The organism is Bacillus cereus ATCC 14579 (assembly GCF_000007825.1).
Lineage (GTDB): Bacteria > Bacillota > Bacilli > Bacillales > Bacillaceae_G > Bacillus_A > Bacillus_A cereus.
This window is the reverse complement of record NC_004722.1, coordinates 3161605-3183038: the sequence shown is the minus strand read 5'-3', so window position 1 is coordinate 3183038 and position 21434 is coordinate 3161605. Positions and strand designations below refer to the sequence as shown.

The window sequence follows — 21434 nt, the reverse complement described above, 5'->3', positions numbered from 1 at the left end:
AAATGATGTTAAAAAGGGGAGAGCAGCTTACTTCTGGTTAAAAAAGATGCTTTTATCCCGCTATTTACTGGGCAGTAAGACTCCCACCTCAAAATTCAGCGTTAGGTGGGGGGCGGGCTGCCGGTAAACGCACGATTGGTGAAGGCTAATAATCAGTGGGGGATGAACAAAAACCTGCTGATTAAAGTTTCACTTTATTACTCCTCCACAAAGCAATCCCGTTCTTACATCTGCAAGAACGGGATTGCTTTGTACTTTTATTTAATATGAGATGGACTTGTTTTTCGAATATGAAAAATAATATCAAATTGCTCAAGCAATGAAGTATCAAAATACACCGAACTGTTCGGGAGGATTTGTCCCCCTATACTTAGTAATGGTCTTTTTGCTTTAACCCATTTTTCTGCTTGTCCTTTAAGGTGACGGTTATCCAATAAAAACATTTTATATGGCACTTTTCCGAGAGTATAATTGAAACTTTTTACATCTTGTGGAATAGTGTCTGTTGTAATCTTACCTCCAGTGGAAGGATTATATTCGCTGTATAAGGTAAAATTCCCCTCCGTAGTTGTACTACCAATTGTGACATAATTATTGTCTAAACGTTCCTTCAAAAACTGCCCCGCAACATAAGGGTATAATTTCTCATCGATAATTCCTTTAGCTATATGAATATTGTGTGCCCATACCATCGTTTTACCACCAAATGTCTCTTGTGCCCACATTGCATGATCGGCCAAGTATTGTTCATGTAGTTTTATTATACTTGGATAGTCGTTAGGGAGTAGCATTGTGGTAAATTTCTCTATTGCACTTGCCGTTGCTTTCGCCCAGATGTACTCGGATGGAATTATTTCTGTGTTGGCTTGTTCATTCTCATCTTTTAGTAATCGGGCTACTCTCTCAGCGTTTGCTTTGAACTTCTCTTTCAATTTAGGAGTAAGTTTCATATATTCCTGTATACTTCCAGTAAAAGAAGACAATTCTTTATAATTTTCTTCTACTTCTGCCAGCAAATCTGGTCGATGCAGCCTTACATAATCAATTACTTTATTAAAGCTACCTTGGTCCAACGCCTTTAAGTCGAGCCCAATAAATTGGATCTTTTTTTTATTGGATGGATCAGCATTATAATCTTTCATCCACTCAATCATGGCTATAATTTCGTCAGTAGGATATAACAATTTTAAAAATTCCCTAGGGTTTCCTTTTCCTGTTTGGATATATTCATTTAGTTTTAAGCCGTTTCCCCAATCTTCTTCCATTGCAAAATTCGTAAAACCCATTTCAGTAACCAAATATTTCACAAGGCGAAACTTCATAGTAAAAATTTCAGAGCTTCCATGAGTATTCTCTCCTAATCCTACATATTGCGCGTTCCCAATCATTTTCTTAAGTGGTTTTAAATCTTCAAATGGTTTTGACGGCTCTATCGTTTTTAATGGGTTAGCCTGTGATTGTATTGATTTAACTATATTTTTTTGGACTGATTGACCTGAATTTTCGACTGCTACAGTTTGAGCGTTTCCTACTTCCGCGCATCCTGTGACTAATAAAGCTGTACTAACCATTGCAATCATTCTTTTCTTATTCATTTTTGCCCACCTCAATTGAATTATTTTCAAAAGCAAGATTGATTCATGTACTTGCACGAATCAATTGCTTTAATTCAATTGTTATTTATTCCATATCATATTTTCTAGTTACATATTGTCATAAGATTAATTGACACAAGTCATAGGTTAATCATTACACTTTTGTACTATCGGCTATGACAGTTTATAAATAATAATTAAATTGTTGAATCGCAAGTAAGACTAGATTATGAATTTGGGAGGGATTTTAAAGATGAATGATCTGTATGTCAAAATATTTTTATTCTAAGTTGTAGCTGTTGAAATGACAGGAAGTAAATTTGATAAACAAATGAATTAAAGGGGAAAGGGGGATTACAAATGTTATAACACGGAGAAGCATTCCACAATAAAGATATAATCCAACGTGCTAAAATAGGACTTCAACTCTTTCTAAGTATCTTAACCATTACTTCTATTATTCTAAATGTAGTAGTAATGATTACTAAAAGTATGCCGCTTATTGTGGTATATATGTTTACCCCAGCATTTTCTTCTATTTTGACTCGCATAATATTGAAAGAAGGGTTTAAAGATGTATCTTTTAGTCTCGGTAACTTAAAGATATGGAAGGGGATTGGTTTTGCGCTGTTAATACCTATGATAATATGTGGAATTACTTATTCTATCGCCTGGTTTAGCGGACTTGCGAGGTTTCAGCCCCCGCAAGGTGGTATGCTAGAACCTATTTACAATATACTTGGATTTCAATATCTACCGATACCATTAAGTTTCATTTTTATAGTAGTATTGAGCGGAGTTTTAGGTAGCTTGCTTAACTTAATTCCAGTTATGGGAGAAGAAATGGGTTGGCGAGGTTATATGCTCACAAGGCTAATCGATGCAGAGTTTTCACGTCCCATTCTTATTAGCGGATTAATTTGGGCAACGTGGCATGTTCCAATTGTTATTGCTGGTCTATATGTAGAGGGAACATCGGCCCTACTTTCAGTACTTGGCATCTATTTTTGTATTGTGCCATTCAGTTATATTACAGCTTATTTACGACTTATCACAGGTAGCGTTTGGCCTTCGGTTATCATTCATACTACTTGGAATGCCATTATTCAAGGACCTTTCGCACGTGCAAGTACAGGAGATCAAACTGAGATTTGGATTGGAGAATCTGGTTTGATAACCGCTATTATTATCTTGGCTACTGCAATAATTATGGCTCGAATCGTAAATTTTACTAAATAGCATACGGATGTGTTTTAAATTCGATTAGTGTAATATGACGAGGCTGAAATAAGATGCTCCTAAAAATATTAGAAAAAATCTAGTTGAACGGACTCTTATCAAGCTAAGGGTTTAATTTATAAAAATAAACTTGATTGTCATAAAAAACATAATGTTTTTCATTTAAAGGCTATGAGATGAAATTTCATCATTTTCATCACGTTAGACCTTCAGGAAATAAAAAGTTAAACGATTATACAAATACTCTAACTGAAAAAACGATAGTCCTTTTATCAAAAATGTAGAAGGACTATCGTTTATTTTTTTTTTTTTTTTTTTTTTTTTTTTTTTTTTTTTTTTTTTGACAAAATTAGGGATTGATGTTCATAAAAATGGATAATATAATTCGCATTTTACGTAAAGAGAAAAATTTCCCCCTAGAATATTAAGCTAAATCTCTTGGTGTGACGGTTAATTTAAGTTTCATTTTATGACTTGTAAAGGGCTGTTCAATGCATCGTACTATTAAAAAATCTAAATTAAATCATTAAATTGCGATAAAATGGGGGCGGAAATAATGAAATTTTAGGAAAAATAAGGGACACTAGTCTATGATTTTAGTTGAAAATCGTTTGACGTTAATGCATACGGGGGAAAGATTGGTGAACAACATTCCCACAAATGAATCAGTTGAAAAAATTGATCAAAAACGAGTAAGATCAAAAAAACGTTATACAAATTGGAAGTTTATCGCAGCGGGTATTGGTGTAATTGCACTTCTTATTGGGGGAATGAGTTATTATCAGGCAACTCACTTCAATTCGAATGTTACAATTAATGACACAAAAGTTGGTGGTCTGAGTGCTGATCAGGCAATACAGAAATTAAAGACATCTGGACTAGCAAACAAAGTCTATGTTGATCAACAACAAATTTTAGATGAAAAAGATACAAAAACGGAACTTACGGAAAAAGATTTGCCTCAAGTTAAGAAACTATTAAAAAGTCAGTGGACATTTTTCCCTTCCTCAAAGGGAGAAAATTATTCATTACTACCAGAGAAGGCAGATCAGTATCGTAGTGAAACGATGAAAAAACTTGTAGAAGAAACGCTCATCTCTATGAATGAAAAATTAAAAGCGCCTCAAGATGCTATGGCGAAGCTAGAACAAGGAAAAATTGTTATTTCGAAAAGTGTGGAAGGAAAACAGTATGACGTTACTAGTCTACTGAAAGATTACGATAAGCAAAAATATAAAAGCGAAATTCATCTGAAGTCTGCATACATAAAACCTATTAAAGAAGACGATCCGATTGTCAAAAAAGAGGAGAAAGCACTACAGAATCTTCTTGGGCAGTCTGTTGAGTATAAAGTGCAGAATGAAGTTTATCCTTTAAAAGCGAAAGATTTAATTCAAAATGCTTCTATGTCAAAGGATATGAAAGTTACAATTGACGCGAGCGACATTAAGAAGAAAATTACTGAAATTAATAATGCCAAATCAACATTAAATAAAGATTTCTCATTTAAAACGCATTCTGGTTCAGTCATATCAGTAAAAGGGCAAGGCTACGGCTGGGCACTAGATGTTGAAAAAGAAACTAAACAAGTTCAACAAGCCTTTGAGAAAGGCGAAAAGTCGCTTTCTGCTTCTAACATTCACGGAAATGGTTGGGAGAAGGAAGGTATCGGTTATAAAACAACAGCGAATAATGGCATCGGAGACACGTATGCGGAAGTTTCAATTGCAGAGCAACAAATTTGGATTTACAAAGATGGAAAATTAGTCGTTACAACAAATGTAGTAACGGGTAAACATAGCACGGGTGAAGATACATCACCAGGCGTTTGGTACGTTCTATACAAACGAACACCATACACGCTAAGAGGTAGCGCAGTAGGGAAAGCTGATTATGCGGTTAAAGTAGATTACTGGGTTCCATTCACAAATAGCGGTCAAGGATTCCACGATGCCGGCTGGCGAAAAGACTGGGGAAATAACGCTTATTTAACAGGTGGATCAGGTGGGTGTGTGAACCTTCTTCCTAATGTTGCAAAAACTGTATATGATAGTTTGAACACGTATGATCCAGTTATCGTGTACTAGAAAATAGCTACGTATCAAGAAATAAACAAAGCAGGAAATCTTATCTGATGGTATATGAAAAAACACCTCTTGCATTCGCATACTAAGTGTGCAAATGCAATGGAGGTGTTTTTGTTTGAATACAAGAGTGTATTGCTTATAAGAAACAAAGTAGAAAGAGATTAAGAATAAGTATTCAAATAATCAATAAAATTGACAATGAATATCATTTTCACTTAATATAGAATCGTCGCATTTAATTAGACATGAATTTTTTGTTAATATAATAGATTTCTATTAAGTTGTCATATTTACGAACTATCATTAAATATTTTAAGAATTTAAACGTAGGAAAGGGTAATATAAAATGAACTGGAAAAAAGGCGGATTATGGGTTATTATTTTTTTCGTTGTAAAAGGCACGATTTCTACACTTTTAATCGTTACAGGTGCTAAATATTTTGATTTATCATTTATGCAACTTATCTTATTCATTCTGACCTTATTAGTGATTTCTCTAATAAGTCGTAAATTGCTCTATAGACATAAACAAAACAAAAAGCAAAAAGAGCTAAATATATAATGAAGCCCCAGAGACCATTGGATTTCTGGGGTTTTATTTTGATAGTTTTTTCGTATGTATATTAATTTAACAGAATAGGTTGTCCAAAATGATAAAATCGATGATGTTTAAAATGCGTCAGTTATTTTTACATAAGGATTGTAGAGAGCCTTTGAATCAATCTTTATTCTGAAGCGACAGACACGTATAAATTATGCTCTTTTTTCAATTGGTAGTTTAAATGTAAAAGTACTGCCTTCTCCTAATTTACTTTCAACCGTAATTTCTCCTCCATGTAGTTCGACAATCCATTTTACCATCGACAATCCTAAACCTGTGTTTCCGATGTTTGAAGATGTTCGTGCTGCGTCAACTCGATAGAAGCGGTCCCATATTTTAGTAATATGTTGCTCGCTGATGCCGATGCCATTATCGGAGACTTTACCTATTATGTTGGTTTCATCACGGAATAGTTGCATATTCACAGTTCCACTCGCTTTGCTATAAGCAATCGCATTCGTTAGTAAATTCATTAATAAACGCATCATCAATGTTTGATCGGCTTTAATAAATAGGTCTTCCTCTATATTAGTTGTTATTTCAATCGAATTTTCTTGAACCATTAATGAAAGTTCTTCTACAACGATTTCCGTTAATTCACTCATATTGATACATTCAAATTGGAAAGTATTATGATTTCCTTGGTCAGCTCTTGCTAATAATAAGAGTTGTGAGATTAGAGCGGACATTTTACGTGATTGCTTTAAAATTACTTCTAACGATTCTTCCATTTCTTTCGGGTTATTCCTCTGCGATAAAGCGTATTCGCATTGCGAAATAATAACAGATGTTGGCGTTCTTAATTCATGAGATGCGTCAGATGTAAATTGTTTTTCACTTTCGAATGATGTCTCCAATCGCTCAAACATTTTGTCAAAGGTTTGTGCTAAATGATACATTTCGTCTTTCGGTGAACCTTGTAAATTAATTCTCTTCGAAAGGTCTTTACCATCACCAATTTTACTGGCTGAATCACTCATTTGTTGCATAGGTCGAAACGCCCTTTGCGTGATAAAATATCCTCCGAATGCCGCAATAAGAATAAGTAATGGGAATGAGATGATTGTTACCACGATAAGCGTATTCATCGTTGAGGATAATTGGTTCATAGTCATTATTCCACGAACCCAGACTTGCTCATCGCCGCCTGCATTATGGAGAAAATCATATACTATCCATTCTTTATTGCCGTCTTTAATGGTTTGTATTTCATCGGATTTAAGCGATATCTTTTTATTAAAGCTTGTTGGACTATGTCCTACCAACAGCTCACCTTGTTTACTATAAATGCTTATATTTACTCCATCTTCTAAGGTTTCAAAATCATCGTCAATCTTTAACTGCCCATGCTTATATTCGATATCTTCCATGCTTTCTTTTACTGTGCTCTTTAATTGATCTTTCATATTAAAAAGCAAAACTTTATCTGAAGAAGTTAAAATAAAAGCTAACACGAGTGCCATAATAATTACAATTAGACCCGTATACCACAGGGTCACTCTCATTTTTATTGATAGTCTTTTCATGATTCTACTCGCAATACGTAACCAGTTCCGCGCACTGTATGAATTAACTTCGTTTCAAACTGGCTATCAATTTTTTTACGAAGATAGCGGACGTAAACATCAATAATATTCGATCCGCCGTCATAGTCGTAATTCCACACATGTTGCTCAATTTTATCTCGTGTCAGCACAACTTCTTTATTACGAATCATATATTCTAAAATTGCAAATTCTTTACTGGAAAGAGTGATAACTTGGTCTCCTCGTGTTACTTTATGCATATTGCAATCTACCACTAGGTCAGCGATTTCAAATACATTAGATGTATTTCCTGTTGTTCTTCGCATTAACACTCGAATTCTTGCTAACAGTTCATCAAAAGCAAACGGCTTTACTAAATAATCATCTGCACCTAAGTCGAGTCCTGTTACACGATCATCAATTGTATCTTTAGCTGTAAGAAGCAAGACAGGAGTTGCATTATTGTCCGCGCGTAATCTTTGTAATACGTGTAAACCATCTATTCCGGGAATCATAATGTCAAGGACAATCAAATCGTAGGTAGCCATGTTTATATAATCCAGGGCATCTTCTCCATTCCCACATGCATCGACACTATAATGTTCTGCATTTAATCGTTTCACCAATATATTTTGTAAGTCTTGTTCATCTTCGACGATAAGAACTCGCATTAACATTCTCCTTTTCTTCTTATTAATATGTATCACTATAATTCCAAAACATTAAAGAAAGATTAGAAACTAGTTAATTATATCATTTTATCCCGCATTAACGGGCAGTAAGACTCCTCCCTCAAAATTCGGTGAATGCGAGGGAGGTAGGGATTAACTGCCTGTAAAAGCCTTCACTTTATTTTTTTGTACATTAATCTTCCTTTAATGTTTGTTGAGTAATATAAAGGCAAGGATAAGGTGCACATGTAAAGGGAGGAAAACAGAATGGGAAAATGGATGCTGATTGGAGCAATGTCTTGTGTATTGTTAACAGCTTGTTCTACTCAAGCTGATAACAATACACAAGTACAACAACTGAAAGTGGAAAATGATAAATTACAAAAAGAAGTTGCTCAATTACAACAAGAACCAAACAAAACACAAGCTGTTACAAATGATAAGAAACAAATACAAGATTTCAAAAACGAAGTCTCATCTATTGTAGAAAAGGCAAATAACACGAAACCAGTTGGAGCAAAAGAAGATAACTTAAATACGTACTTAGCAGCAAAAAAAGAAATTGACCAACTGGATGACAAGATAGATCTATCTGATAATCAGCTAGAAGCAGATTATCACGCTGGAACGATAACTGTTGAGCAATATCAAACGCAAGAAAAAGAACACGATATACTGGAAGATCAATTAGAGCAAGCAGAAAATGCACTTGAAGCAAGATTTGGAATAGATGATTAATCATTAAGGAGTGGATGAAAATGTTAAAATATAAAAAGAAAATAATGATAAGTGTAATTGCTATTTTAGTAAGTGGTATTGCTATTGTTGGTGGATATTATGGTATGGGTTACAATTATGCAAAAAAGAATGAAAACTACACAGAGAAACAAGTTCGTGAAATTTCTTTAGCTCATACAAATGGAGAAATTATTAATGTGAAAAAAGAATTCGAATTAGAAGATGACAACTTAGCACAATCAAAATTTGAATATGAAGTGGAAATCAAGACACCTGATAATCTGTTAAATATTTTAAAAGTTAGTGCTAGGACAGGTACAATAGAACTCAATAATGAAGATTAAATAAATATCGCGTATTTGAAAAAACTCCGAACAAAATTTGTTTGGAGTTTTTTCATGTTTATACTTTACTATTTTGAAAGGGGAGTGCTACATCGCTATTAAACTAACAAAACAAAATAACACCTAATATGAAAAAATACGCTGTTCTTTCTGAAGAATCCTAGGAAAGGGTAACTTGATATATCACCGCTATAAAAGTATCGTTCCAATCCAAGTGTGTATTTGTGACGAGTTGAATTCAAACTTGATACCTTAGATTCACAGATTGTTCTTTTTCTCAAATTGTGCAGATTTGATTACGTATAATTACATAAAAACTTGTCATCGTAACTTTGATATCTTGCTGTTACATTCCAAAATGCGTACAACAGCGTGCCTTCAAGGTTATACTGATGCTGGAGGTGATTCAAAGTGACATAAAATCGGAAAATGAATTCGAAGCAAGCTAATTAATAACTAGATTTTTACAAATAAATCTCATCTGTATATCAATTGGTTTATAAACGAATGCAGAATTATTTTTCGGAAAATGAGCTTTTTAATAGCCAAGAGAGCTTTAAAGATCAAGTCTTCATTTTGAAACTAAAATCGCTTTTATACTAGGCTTCGAATTTTTATGTGCTACAGACATTAGTTGAAAGATAGGCTTTTCCTGTTCTTATTTATATCGTTAACTTGATAATTTATAAATATGAATTTAGTGGGGGGATATTATGAAAGATAGCAAACGTTTTAATTTTCACAAACTTTGGCTAGGACAGTCTATAAGTTTGTTAGGTACTCAGTTTACAATAGTAGCTTTGCCACTTTTTGCATTAGAGGTGTTACAAACAAGTGAAGCAAATGCTGCTATGCTTCGTGGGATTATATTCGTCCCTTATCTAATTTTCGGATTAGTAGCCGGTGCTTTAATAGACATTTTTCATAGAAAAAATGCCTTGCTAATTTGTAGTATATGTCAAGGAGTATTATTTTTATCAGTATTCATACTGACTGTAACAAATATTTTAACGTTCCCTTTATTAGTTTTTATCATGTTTTTAAATGGAATATTTACTACATTTTATAACATTGCTGTTCCTTCTTTCTTACCGGAAATAGTAACAGATAAAGACAAGTTAAAAAAAGGAAATGCCCAACTAGCTCTTTCGGAGTCTCTTTCTGTAGTAATTGGTCCTATGCTAGCAGGAATCATCATTACTCTATTTGGATTAACAGGCTCTTTCACTATTGACGCAGTAACGTATTTTGTTTGTTTTGCATTTGTACTATTTATTTCAAAGTTTAAACCACATACAGATGGATCTTTAAAAGACGTAAATATAAAATCCATATACCAAAACATATATGAAGGCTTGGTATATTTTAAAAAACACCCTGTATTGGAACCAATTGTAACCTGTGGCGCTGTTTACGGTTTTTTTAAATACATACTAAATAGTATTTTAGTAATATTCCTGTATAAGGTAATGGGTCTATCTGAACTTGAAATAGGGTTTGTTGTAGGCTCAGCAGCAGTGGGATTTTTAATAGGCAATACGGTTCTCATGAAAAAAAGTCAACAAATTAATAATACAAAAATGCTTATTTATAGCGCTACTGTATCAGTTACTGGTTTGGCCTTTATACCGATAATGGGATATATGGGAACCGTTTACGGTATAGTAGCTGCAAGTATCATACATGGTATGGGAGAAGGTGTATTTGGCCCTTACGCTGCAACCATACGACAACTTGCCTCACCAAATCACATGCTAGGCCGAGTAAATGCTGTACAACGTACGCTGAATTGGGGGGCTTGGGCATTAGGAAGTTTTGCTAGTGCATTTTTAGTTTCTATATTTGGGCTTCAAACTACGTTATTCATAGGAGGATTCGGAACAACATTGTGTTTAGTGGCCTTGTTAAGACGTGGCGTATCAAAAGGAAATGACATTGAATATACGAGTTCATTTTAGAGGAGATGATTATGATGTATAAGGTATCAAAAGGAAATGACATTGAATATACTACACCACACATTTTATTTATAGGGGGATGGACAAAGCCAATACAAGATGCTTTAGACAGTGGATATACTGTTTCATATATAGGATCTTACGCTAAACATATATATTTCGATGGAACTATCTTAGAAAAGTGTTACTATAAAAAAGAAATAGACACAACAAACATACCCTTGTCTGTATACTATGCTGAAGAATTATTCAAAGAGAAACCATTTGATGTGGTTATATCTTTCAACGAAACAGCCTTAGATACGGCTTGCATAATCGCAAAGATTTTTAATGTTAAAGGACCTTCTTACAATGCCAATTTGATAACGCGCAATAAAGACATGATGCGTGAAATGCTAGCAGGCAAAAACTTTTCGATAGACTCGAAAGTTTGCAATACTATTGAAGACATTGATGAATTTTTGAACAAAAAAGATAGTATTATAATAAAGCCTCCGATTGGCGCAGGTGGTAAAGGAGTATCCAAGCTAGATACAGGAGATGATGTAGGAGTATTTATTAAAGATAACGGTATTCAACTACCAGTTTTAGTAGAAGAGTACATTGAAGGTGATGTAGTTTATACGGTCGAAACCGTTTCTTATAACAAAAAACATTCTATACTAGCTATATCAGCTGAAGTATTTAAAGAAGATACGTTTATAATAAACTATACTATTATGCCAGCACCTATAGACGAATCTCAAAAACAATTAATTATGGAGAAAGTAATGCTATTTTTGGACGACATGCAAATGGAAAACGGCATTACTCATACAGAAATAAAGATAGACAAACACAATAAACCAAGAATCATAGAGTCTCAAGTTAGAATAGGTGGCGGGAATATTTGGAAAATGGTGGAGCTAACAACGGGCATATCTCAATTTGGATACTATTTTGATACGTTAGCTACTGAGACTATAGATGAATTTAGATGTGTATCTTCAAAATGTCATGCTATGTCTTTAAGCTTGATTCCAAAACCAGGTTGCTTAAAAGAAATCAAGTATAAGGAGTTAAATAACATATCCGAGGTCGTATTAATTGATCTATTAGTAAAAGAGGGAGACATCATACCAACTATTGTAGATAGCACTCAACGCAAAGGATCTATATTATTTACGACTAGTGATATGAAACGTATGTACGAAGTTGTAGAGGGAATATGTAACAATATAACGTTTGTTTATCAGGATTTAACAGAATGGAAACCTTCTTTTAAAAAATATAAGTAAACAGAAATGTGGCAAATGAATGGTCTATATAAAAAGAAAAATTTTTGAATTCCCTGATAGCACTAAACCTAAGCAAAATAATGAACTATCCTATAGAAGAAAGTTGAGGGAGCTAATCGCATATGTTTTATTGAAAGGATGTGATTGAATTATGGAACGGCCGAATTGGGGAATTGGAGGATTAGTATTCGTTGGCTGTATGTTTCTTGGTGGAGGAGTGGGATCTATGTTAGATAATGCCCAAACTGGATGGCTAATAGGAATGGGCATTGGATTTCTTGGGATGGCTTTAACGAGACTGTTCAGAAAATAATGTAACTGAGATTCTTCTTCTGGTAAATAAGGAAATATGTAAGTAATTCATGGCATAAGAGTTCTATAAATTATAGTTAGAATCTTCTCTTTTGTATTTGTCTTTTCAAAATTTATCCATACATAGATACGATTCTCAAGTCGGAGGATAGCACCTTAGGGTGTCTTTTTTATGCTTTTTAAAAATGTCTTACCATATAATAGCTGAGTTTTGCTTTTAGTCTCCGATGCCCATTAAACATAAAATGAAAATTCCGCACCATTTAAACTCTGATAACAATTCATACGATCAAGAATAATTGAGTTAATAGCTTTCGGTAGATTGTCATCATTTTTTTATAATACATTAGATTCATTACCGTTTCAGACCTATGTATTCATTCATAACCTAACAGTAAAAGGGGGGATGATTAAAGGTATGGCAGTTAATGAGGAATCAATTTGTCAACAGTTTGCAAGAATTATCGGTGGACAAGAAGGATTCGCCGGCGGGAAATGCGTGGCAACAATAAACAGGGATGAAATACGAGCAACAATCTTGGGAAAACGTTTTAGAGTAACCACTTCTTTTTCATTCGAATCACGAGACAATAAAACTGGACGGGCATTATGCCTAGGCCGAGTAGCACTCTTACAAAAAGAAGTCACTGAATTTGTGGCGACAATTATTAAACAAGGAATAATCGTTTCGTCTATACACAATGAGTGGTTATGTGATGATCCAAATTTGATTTACGTTAATATCGAAGACGTTGATGATCCACTAAATTTTGCAAGAAAAGTGAGAAGAGCATTGTGCAATTAACAATTTTTTTTAGTTAATTGATTGATTACGTTAAATAGAAGATTTCAGCGTGTTGAATGTTATAGTTGTAAAATAGATTTAAGTGGAGGGGGTTATAAAATGAAAGAAGGCATTCCGTATTTGGAATGTCTTTTTTATGTTTTTGTTGCTCATGAGGGGGGTTAACTGATTATATGCTGTTTATCTTGCAACAGCAAGAACTGGACGAGGTATCTTTAAAGGTGTTTGACTATTTGTAGATACCATATTTTATCAAATGTTATTAGCATATCATAAAATGATAAGGGAGAAATCGTCAGAGAGATACGTCAAATTAGTCATTCCTTCTATAATCTAAGGAGGCGATTTTGTTTTTGAAAAATAATAGGTAAATCATTTGACAATTAAAATAATCTACTTTATTATATGTGCCATAGCATATATATGGTGAAACAAATACATTCATTGTGAATGATTGACTGGTATGCTATATCCTTTTATATCTTAATTTATAGAGGTGATATATGAACTTACATGATTTAATAGGCTATCTTGTTCATCGTACTGATGTGAAAATGACCAATTATTTTACGAAGAAATTAAAGCCGTATGGAGTTACGCCAGAGCAGTGGGGGATCATTAGTGTTCTTTGTAGCCAAAGGAGCACTACTCAAAAAGAGTTGGCGGAAGCTATTGATAAAGATCAAACTACTGTTGTTAGAATGATACAGTCAATGGAGAGAAAAGGGATTGTAAAGAAGGCTTTGAATGACCAAGATAGGCGTTCACATAACCTTTTTTTAACTGAAAAAGGTGACGAATTAAAGAAAACAATCTTGCCTGTAGTGAAAGACGCTCACCATTTTGTTACGAGTAATTTGAGCGAGGAAGAAATTAAAGTATTACAATCGTTATTAAACAAATTGTATGATACACACTATTAATATTTGTTCCTTATTGATGCTATGCTATTCATAAGGAACAAACTTTGTTTTAGGTATTATATATGCTATAGCACATAATTTGCATTTGGAAGAATGGGAAGATAACTTTATTTTGTATGATATCTGATTCAGGGTCACTTTTTTGCTTAGTACCAGTCAAATTTTTTGTATTATACATGCTATGGCATGTAATTTCTAGCCCTTTAATATTGAAAAGGGTAATGTAAATTGAAGCGACTTCCATACAGGTAATCTCAGGAAATAGGATAAAGGTAGTGACTATTATCTGAACAATACTGAGTTTTTACCAAATAATAAGAGAGGTGTGATTACTATTTTAATTTTCATCAATATTGTAAAAGTAGTGTTGTTTCTGTTCTTTTTAATGACGGGAACGAAAATTATATCCGGGAAAATGGCAGATGAGTTCAAACGATTTGGTTTACCTTCGTTTTTTAATTTCTTAACTGGAGCTTTTGAGATTGTAGGAGCGATTGGAATGTTGATAGGAATTTGGATTTCAACAGTAGCTTTATGGGCAGGCTTGTTATTAGGCGGTACGATGCTTGCAGCTGCATTAACGCTAATTGTATTAGCGAGAGATCCCTTTAAGAAAGCGATACCTGCACTTGTTTTGTTTGTCCTTAGTTTAGGGATAAGTTTGTATCACATTTTTTAAAAATAACCGAAAACTATTAAACTTTCACTTTATGCGTTCAAGTTACTATCATTATGTGATTATTTTACAAATAGGGGGATTCTCAAATTAGTGCTTGAATAATAATAGCAATACTGATTTAGACATTACGATCATTTGAATCATAATCAGTAAAAGAATGGGAAGAATTTTATATTAAAAATAGGAGTGAGTGAAAATGGCATATTTATTACAAGTTGATTTTCCGTTTGAAGGTCCTTTTGGTGAAGAAATGGAAAAAGGATTTTGGGATTTAGCAAAAAGTATTAACGAAGAAGAAGGGTTTCATTGGAAAATATGGACAGAGAATGAAGAAACAAAAGAAGCTGGAGGCATTTATGTATTTGAAGAAAAACAAGATGCTGAAAAATACGCGGAAATGCACAAGAGCAGACTTGAAGCAGCTGGTGTAAAAGATATTAGAGTGAAAATTTTTAACATCAATGAAAAGTTAACGGAACTGAATCGTGGGTATATTAAATAATTTCGAAAGTCGGAGCAAGCGTAAAAAGGAGGGGGATAATCCCCTTCTTTTTTTAATTCTTAAATTGATGGTGAGGGGACTCGTATAAAAAATAAACCTAGTGCTATCATGAGACATTTTTTATTTGAACGATCTACAAGACTTCCTGACCAAATATTAGTAAACAATGTTGATAAAGCCCTAATAATATATATATAAGAGACAGCAATTGCCAATTCTGTTATGTTAAGAACGATTAGGTTTAGAGCAATAATGTAGATTTTCGTTTTACTTTTATCTCAGCAAGTATAACACCGCTTAGAATAAGTAATGCTCCGATATACCCTTTGAGTGACAATACTTCGTTCATGAACAGGTATGCAAATAGTGCAGAAAATACAGGTTCTAATGAAAAAATGAGTCCTGTATGTGTCGGTGTTGTGTATTTCTGGGCCATCGCCTGAATGATGTAGGCAAAAGCACTGCAGAATATACTTAATACCAGTACAGCGATCCAACTTTCTTTAGTGGATGGAAGTTGCGGCTCTTCGAAAATCAGGGCAGAGAGTACGCCAAACCCTCCTGCAAATCCCAACTGAAGAATTCCAAGCTGCAATGTATTGGCCACTTTAGCCGCCCTTCCGGTGACAATAATATGAAAAGCATAAAAGAGAGCAGCGAGTATACAGAGTAAATCTCCAGAATTAAGTGTTAATTGATTATTCAAAGTCAGTAAACCAATTCCAGTCATTGCTACAAGGGAACTAATGATTAGTCTGTAGCTCAGTCGATCCTTAAACAGAACGATAGATAATAAAGGGATAAAGATTACGGTCAAACTGGCTAGAAAACCAGCATTTGAAGCTGATGTCGTTTTTAAACCTAAGATGACTGAAGCAGATACAACGAAAAGTAAAAATCCTAGAATAAAGCCGTATTTTAAGGTGACAAAATGAATTGAACGAAATTGTTTAAAAAAAACAGCAGCACAAACAAAAAAAGCAATACCAAAGCGTAATGCAACAAGAGAAAATGAAGGGACAGTTTCCAATCCGATTTTCATAAAAAGGTAGGAAGTACCCCAGGTCATTGTAACAAGTAAGATCATAAGATTAGCCTTTATTGGTTTCATTTTTAGTTCTCCTTTAAAATTTTTATGTACTTAGTTTAATTGTGATTCAAGTATTAGTAAAACGAATATATGTAATGATATACTTGAACAAAATTCATACATGAGAAAGTAGGAGAATCGATGAGTCTGACTAAGTTAGAAATCTTTCTGAAGACGGTTGAAATGGGGAACTTATCAAGAGCGGCCGAAGCAATGAACGTGACTCAGTCAGGTGTCAGCCATGCGATTAGAAGTCTTGAATTGGAGTATGGTTTTCAACTGTTATCCCGGAATAAAACGGGAGTTCGATTAACGGAAAATGGTGAGCGTGTTTTAACGCATGTTCGTGAAGTAGTAAATCATAATGAGCGATTGAAGCAAACTGTTGCAGAGATTAATGGGATAGTTGCAGGAACCTTGCGCATTGGAACCTTTACAAGCGTTTCTATTCACTGGTTGCCTGCAATCATTCATCGATTTCACTTGGAATATCCTCGAATTGAAATCAAATTAATGGAAGGTGATTACGGAATGATTGAAACGTGGATTCAACAAGGGGTGATTGACTTAGGTTTTATGTCACTACCATCGGCGGGCCATCTAGAATCTATTCCACTAAGAAAAGATCGAATGCTATGTGTCCTTCCTAAAAATCACTCATTAAGTAAACAATCTATAATTCAGTACGATCAGCTCGAGAAAGAGCCTTTTATTATGCCTGCTTCTTCATGTGGTTACGATGTTAGGAAAGTATTAGAAGCTGCTAGGATTCATCTCGATATCCAATTTGAAACCGGTGATGATCATGCGATTGTCGCGATGGTGGAGAACGGGCTGGGAATCAGTGTCATGTCTGAACTCGCATTACAAGGACAATGCGAAAATGTTACGGTTGTGGAATTGGAAGACAAACCTACACGATCGCTTGGGTTGTCACTTACTTCAATTAAACACGCATTACCAGCGACAAAACGTTTTATCGAACATACCCAAAAATGGCTGGATGGCGATTGAATATATAGGCAAGCAAAAGAAAATTAACATTTTATGATATTTAGTCCATATAGGGGTACCTTTTCAAAAGAAGAAATGAACGGGGAAAGAAAAGGACCAACTCATAGAAGATATTCACAAAAGCTCTCCAATTATAAGTATGTAGTTAGTGTATTCATCTTATAACGTATAAAAAGACACTATAGAAAGTGTCTTTTTATACGTTGACATACTATGAAAGAAAATGTAGTGATTAATAATAATTTGTTGGATGCTTCCTGGTTAATCCTAGTATATTAATATAGACAACCATAAATTAAATTTTAAATATACATAGATTTTTTTATATTTATATACATCGTTCGTCAACTTCTTTTCGTTTTGATAATTTGTTATTCTGATTTGTAATAACGATAATCAACTAGTAAGTTAGAATAAAGATTTAATACTTGCTAAGATTGTAAGTACTCCTACAATAATAACAAATACATTGCTCATTTTACCTCTATATTTAGCTAATACCGGTACTTTACGGATCGCATACATTGGTAATAGACATAAGATAGCAGCAACTAATGGACCGCTTAGAGCGTCAATGAGCCCAAGAATACTTGGATTTGCATAAGCAACATACCAGCATGTTAATACGACAAAAGTAAGAATTACTGTCTTAACTGTTTTTTCTTCTATATCTTTTCCACGTGTTTTACCAAATTTGATAATCATATCACGCATTACTTCATATGATCCTATATAATGACCAAGGAAAGACTTTGTTATAGCCATAAAAGCAATAATAGGAGCTGCAATCGTAATTACTGGCGAATTAAGTTCATTAGCGAGATAGGATAGGATTGATAAGTTCTGCTCTTTTGCCACTTTTAAATCATCTGGAGTCAAACTCAGTGCGCTGCTCCAAACGAAGAACATAACAACAACGAACGTCATGATATAACAAATCTTTTGTATTTGAGCACATTTAGCATCAGTTGCTTCTATCCCATACGTAGATCTTTGTTTTATCACAAAAGACGAAATCATTGGAGAATGGTTAAATGAAAACACTATGATAGGTAGTATCATCCATATCGTTCCCAAATATCCTGTTCCGGTTGAAGCAGTAGAGACATCTGAAAAACTAAGCATTGATGTGTTCCACTGAGGAATTAGGGATATTGCGATAAATAGTAGAGAAGCTATGAAAGGGTATACTAGCAAGCTCATAATTTTTACAGTGATATCTTGACCAAAATTTAGTATAGCGATAAGACCCAGTACTAAGACAAGCGATAAAATGGCTCTTGAGGGCTCTTTCATATGTAATTGATTCACAATAAAACTACTTGCAGTATTTGTAAGTGCAACTGAATACATCAAGACAATTGTATAAATTGAGACGAAGTATACGATGTTAAAAATAATACTCGCTGTATTTCCGAAATACTCTCTTATTGTCCCCGTAATTCCCTCATCGGCAGAATTGGAAGCATATATCATTTTAGCAAGCGCCCTATGTGAGTAATACATAACTGGATAGGCAAGTAATGTAATGAGTAATAATGATAATAAACCACCTGAACCTGCATTAATTGGTAAAAAGAGTACTCCTGCTCCAATTGCTGTCCCAAAAAGGCTCAATGCCCACGTAGTATCTTGCTTATGCCACTTTTTAGGATCCAAATATTTCTCGTTTGTAATCACAGTATTTTCAGATTGCAATTCTATTTTTTTAGCAGTATTCCCATTCATATAATAAATCCTCCTTGTATCCTATTCTTAAGTCTTAGGAATATAAGTCGTTCTGGAAAATGAATCTCCTACAAGTTCCTCAAATCGTGTGTTCTTCTCTAATTGAATCTAAAATTTAATGTTTGTTAACGCTTTCAAAATCTGTTGATTGTAGATGGGTGTATTTAAGTGAATAAGGATTAAAAAATTGTAAGTATGTCCAGAATTCCTCTAAAACTATTGCTTTTAATTCGCAAGACATCTGTCTTCCATCCCTTTACATCGCTTCAATAACCTCGTCAACATTGTAGACATTGCTAAGGCATAGCTAATGCGATGTCTTTTGCTGCTAAAGAATTTTTAATGAATTTTCTTTTTGATTACACACCTTTCTTTGAGTGATTTTTTCATCTTGTCCAATTTTAGAAAGTTGATATTTTCTAAGGTGCTAATAGGTTATCCCTAGACGTCCCTATTATAGCTTGTATATTTATAAGTTAAATATTTTTGTATTTTAAGAAAAAATGAACTAACAGAATTTTGAATAGGTAATAAATTCAACATTACATGTAGTATTTGTGTCCAATGTTTGAAACTGTATTAGTTAGAGGGAAATCAGCAGTAATACAGGGGTTCTTACATTTTCACATTGTTTATATTGGTAATCTCTTGTTGAGATACCTATATTTCTCTTTTTTGAAATATCTTATTTTTAGCGTGAAGCTGTTGTAATAAATAATACATATAGATGATAGGAACTTATGTTAGGACATGTATAGGTGAGGTGTTGAATATTAAATAGTTAATTTGTATTTAAATTCATTTTTTGAAATAAATAAACTTTTATGTGAAGTCAAATTCCTATCAAATTAATACAACTAAATGTTATTAAAATAAAAAATAATTAATTATAAAAGTAATTTTGAACGTAAGGAATTTGTAAGGAAGAGGTAAGAAAAAAGAGATTTTCCTTGTGTAAGATGAAAATGTAAAGAAGAGTGAGAGGAGAAAAATACTATATATTTCTATAAAAAACAAATCAATTAATAAGACTTGTTTGGAGGAAAAGAGACATTACAGATTCAATATCGTCCTTTTGCAGTGGGGTAAGAAGAAAGCTGTGTGATTAGTTCCAAACAGCAAATAACCATTTATACAATATGAATAGGGGAGAGGAATATTTTGATGAAAAAGCATCGCCAAATTACATGTACAGGTTTAGCCCTTTTAATAACTGGAGGTTCCCTGTTTTATACAACTCCAACCTCAAGTGTAAAAGCGGAGTCCATTCAAAATGTATCTAGTTCGTTACAAACAAGCACCCAAAGAGATCATAATTCCGTCAAAGAGGCAATGCGGGATACATTGAAACTAGGATATCCAGGGATACTTGCTAAAACTTCTGAGAGTGGAAAAACATGGAGTTATGCGGCTGGTGTAGCTGATCTGAGTACTAAGAAACCAATGAAAAGAGATTTTCGTTTTCGAATTGGCAGCGTGACAAAGACGTTCACTGCAACAGTTATACTTCAATTAGCAGGAGAAAACCGCTTAAATCTAGACGATTCTATTGAAAAATGGATACCTGGTGTCATTCAAGGAAATGGATATGATGATAAACAGATTACTATCCGCCAATTATTGAACCACACAAGTGGTATCGCTAATTACACAAGGTCAAAGGATTTTAATATGATGGATACAAAAAAATCTTATACTGCTGAAGGATTAGTAAAGATGGGAATATCCATGCCTCCAGATTTTGCTCCAGGAAAGAGCTGGTCGTATTCAAATACAGGATATGTATTACTAGGAATTCTTATTGAAAAAGTAACTGGGAACAGCTATGCGGAAGAGATTGAAAATCGAATTATTGAACCACTTGAATTAGCGAATACATTCTTACCTGGAAATTCAAGCGTCATTCCAGGAACCAAGCATGCCCGTGGATATATCCAATTAGACGGAGCAAGTGAGCCGAAAGATGTTACTTATTATAACCCAAGTATGGGGAGCTCAGCCGGAGATATGATTTCTACAGCTGATGATTTAAACAAATTCTTTTCTTATTTACTTGGGGGCAAATTATTGAAAGAACAGCAACTAAAGCAAATGCTTACAACAGTCCCTACAGGAACAGATGAACTTGGCGATTCCGGGCTTGGAATTTTCAAAATGAAGCTTTCAAACGGTGTATCGATATGGTGGCATGGAGGAACCATTCCTGGCTTTTTAACTTTTGCTGGAGGCACACTTGGAGGCAAGCATACATTGGCAGTCAATTTGAACAGCCTTAAAGCTGATACTCCTGATCCTTTTAAAAATATTTTACTTGCTGAATTTAGCAAGTAGTCTAAAAGTAAAAA

19 protein-coding genes and 1 pseudogene are annotated in these 21434 nt (G+C 33.9%); 14 read left to right on the top strand and 6 right to left on the bottom strand.

Annotated elements, in window-relative coordinates; genetic code table 11:
* Positions 1-257: 257 nt before the first annotated feature.
* Positions 258-1595, bottom strand: coding sequence for an erythromycin esterase family protein (locus BC_RS16025; protein ID WP_001036232.1), 1338 nt, complete (start codon positions 1593-1595; stop codon positions 258-260).
* A 396-nt stretch (positions 1596-1991) separates the two neighbouring features.
* Between BC_RS16025 and BC_RS16020 the strand changes: the two genes are divergently transcribed.
* The 3 genes from BC_RS16020 to BC_RS16010 all read left to right on the top strand — a co-directional run bounded on the left by BC_RS16020 (position 1992) and on the right by BC_RS16010 (position 5483).
* The gene (locus BC_RS16020; RefSeq protein WP_250702597.1) at positions 1992-2834 is read left to right on the top strand and encodes a CPBP family intramembrane glutamic endopeptidase; all 843 of its coding nucleotides are present in this window, start codon (positions 1992-1994) and stop codon (positions 2832-2834) included.
* A 620-nt stretch (positions 2835-3454) separates the two neighbouring features.
* Positions 3455-4921, top strand: a complete 1467-nt coding sequence (locus BC_RS16015; protein ID WP_432431163.1) for a L,D-transpeptidase family protein — start codon at positions 3455-3457, stop codon at positions 4919-4921.
* A 346-nt stretch (positions 4922-5267) separates the two neighbouring features.
* The gene (locus BC_RS16010) at positions 5268-5483 is read left to right on the top strand and encodes a hypothetical protein (RefSeq protein ID WP_001104102.1); all 216 of its coding nucleotides are present in this window, start codon (positions 5268-5270) and stop codon (positions 5481-5483) included.
* Positions 5484-5674: 191 nt separating this feature from the next.
* Here the strand turns inward: BC_RS16010 and BC_RS16005 are convergent, their stop codons facing one another.
* Both BC_RS16005 and BC_RS16000 read right to left on the bottom strand, forming a co-directional pair.
* Entirely contained in the window at positions 5675-7048 is a 1374-nt protein-coding gene (locus tag BC_RS16005) for a sensor histidine kinase (RefSeq protein ID WP_011110230.1), read from the bottom strand.
* Positions 7045-7719 carry a response regulator transcription factor gene (locus tag BC_RS16000; RefSeq protein WP_001264517.1) on the bottom strand — a complete coding sequence of 225 codons (675 nt, stop codon included), beginning with the start codon at positions 7717-7719 and terminating at the stop codon, positions 7045-7047. The genes BC_RS16005 and BC_RS16000 overlap by 4 nt, the downstream gene beginning before the upstream one ends.
* 267 nt (positions 7720-7986) lie before the next feature.
* Between BC_RS16000 and BC_RS15995 the strand changes: the two genes are divergently transcribed.
* From BC_RS15995 to BC_RS15960, 9 genes are all read left to right on the top strand, one after another.
* On the top strand, positions 7987-8457 hold the full coding sequence (locus tag BC_RS15995) for a hypothetical protein (RefSeq protein WP_000521305.1): 471 nt from the start codon (positions 7987-7989) through the stop codon (positions 8455-8457).
* A 20-nt stretch (positions 8458-8477) separates the two neighbouring features.
* A complete protein-coding gene (locus tag BC_RS15990) occupies positions 8478-8801 on the top strand; it encodes a PepSY domain-containing protein (RefSeq protein WP_000922396.1) in 324 nt (107 codons plus the stop codon).
* A 713-nt stretch (positions 8802-9514) separates the two neighbouring features.
* Positions 9515-10759 (top strand): MFS transporter, encoded by a 1245-nt coding sequence (locus BC_RS15985; RefSeq protein WP_000655286.1) that lies wholly within the window; start codon positions 9515-9517, stop codon positions 10757-10759.
* A 14-nt stretch (positions 10760-10773) separates the two neighbouring features.
* Positions 10774-12036: an ATP-grasp domain-containing protein gene (locus BC_RS15980; protein ID WP_000278930.1), complete on the top strand. Its 1263-nt coding sequence runs from the start codon at positions 10774-10776 to the stop codon at positions 12034-12036.
* Positions 12037-12187: 151 nt separating this feature from the next.
* On the top strand, positions 12188-12349 hold the full coding sequence (locus BC_RS27700) for a hypothetical protein (RefSeq protein ID WP_000441006.1): 162 nt from the start codon (positions 12188-12190) through the stop codon (positions 12347-12349).
* A gap of 417 nt (positions 12350-12766) precedes the next feature.
* Complete coding sequence (locus BC_RS15975) at positions 12767-13153, top strand: DUF1259 domain-containing protein (protein WP_002204749.1); 387 nt, start codon at positions 12767-12769, stop codon at positions 13151-13153.
* A 503-nt stretch (positions 13154-13656) separates the two neighbouring features.
* Complete coding sequence (locus BC_RS15970) at positions 13657-14076, top strand: MarR family winged helix-turn-helix transcriptional regulator (protein ID WP_001048563.1); 420 nt, start codon at positions 13657-13659, stop codon at positions 14074-14076.
* Positions 14077-14404: 328 nt separating this feature from the next.
* Positions 14405-14755 (top strand): DoxX family protein, encoded by a 351-nt coding sequence (locus BC_RS15965; RefSeq protein ID WP_033685496.1) that lies wholly within the window; start codon positions 14405-14407, stop codon positions 14753-14755.
* Positions 14756-14951: 196 nt separating this feature from the next.
* Positions 14952-15257, top strand: coding sequence for a monooxygenase (locus BC_RS15960; RefSeq protein ID WP_000323757.1), 306 nt, complete (start codon positions 14952-14954; stop codon positions 15255-15257).
* Between the two features lie 89 nt (positions 15258-15346).
* On the opposite strand, the pseudogene BC_RS28075 reads toward BC_RS15960, so the two are convergent.
* A pseudogene (locus BC_RS28075) lies at positions 15347-15517 on the bottom strand (MFS transporter); the annotation flags it as partial.
* Entirely contained in the window at positions 15499-16368 is an 870-nt protein-coding gene (locus tag BC_RS15955; protein WP_000802592.1) for a DMT family transporter, read from the bottom strand. The pseudogene BC_RS28075 and the gene BC_RS15955, both read right to left, overlap by 19 nt.
* Positions 16369-16488: 120 nt before the next feature.
* Here BC_RS15955 and BC_RS15950 point away from each other — a divergent pair, with 120 nt between their 5' ends.
* On the top strand, positions 16489-17361 hold the full coding sequence (locus BC_RS15950) for a LysR family transcriptional regulator (protein ID WP_000059810.1): 873 nt from the start codon (positions 16489-16491) through the stop codon (positions 17359-17361).
* A 408-nt stretch (positions 17362-17769) separates the two neighbouring features.
* On the opposite strand, the gene BC_RS15945 is transcribed toward BC_RS15950, so the two are convergent.
* On the bottom strand, positions 17770-19089 hold the full coding sequence (locus tag BC_RS15945; protein WP_001014149.1) for an aromatic amino acid transport family protein: 1320 nt from the start codon (positions 19087-19089) through the stop codon (positions 17770-17772).
* A gap of 1164 nt (positions 19090-20253) precedes the next feature.
* Between BC_RS15945 and BC_RS15940 the strand changes: the two genes are divergently transcribed.
* A complete protein-coding gene (locus tag BC_RS15940; RefSeq protein ID WP_000716613.1) occupies positions 20254-21420 on the top strand; it encodes a serine hydrolase domain-containing protein in 1167 nt (388 codons plus the stop codon).
* The last annotated feature ends 14 nt before the right edge of the window (positions 21421-21434 follow it).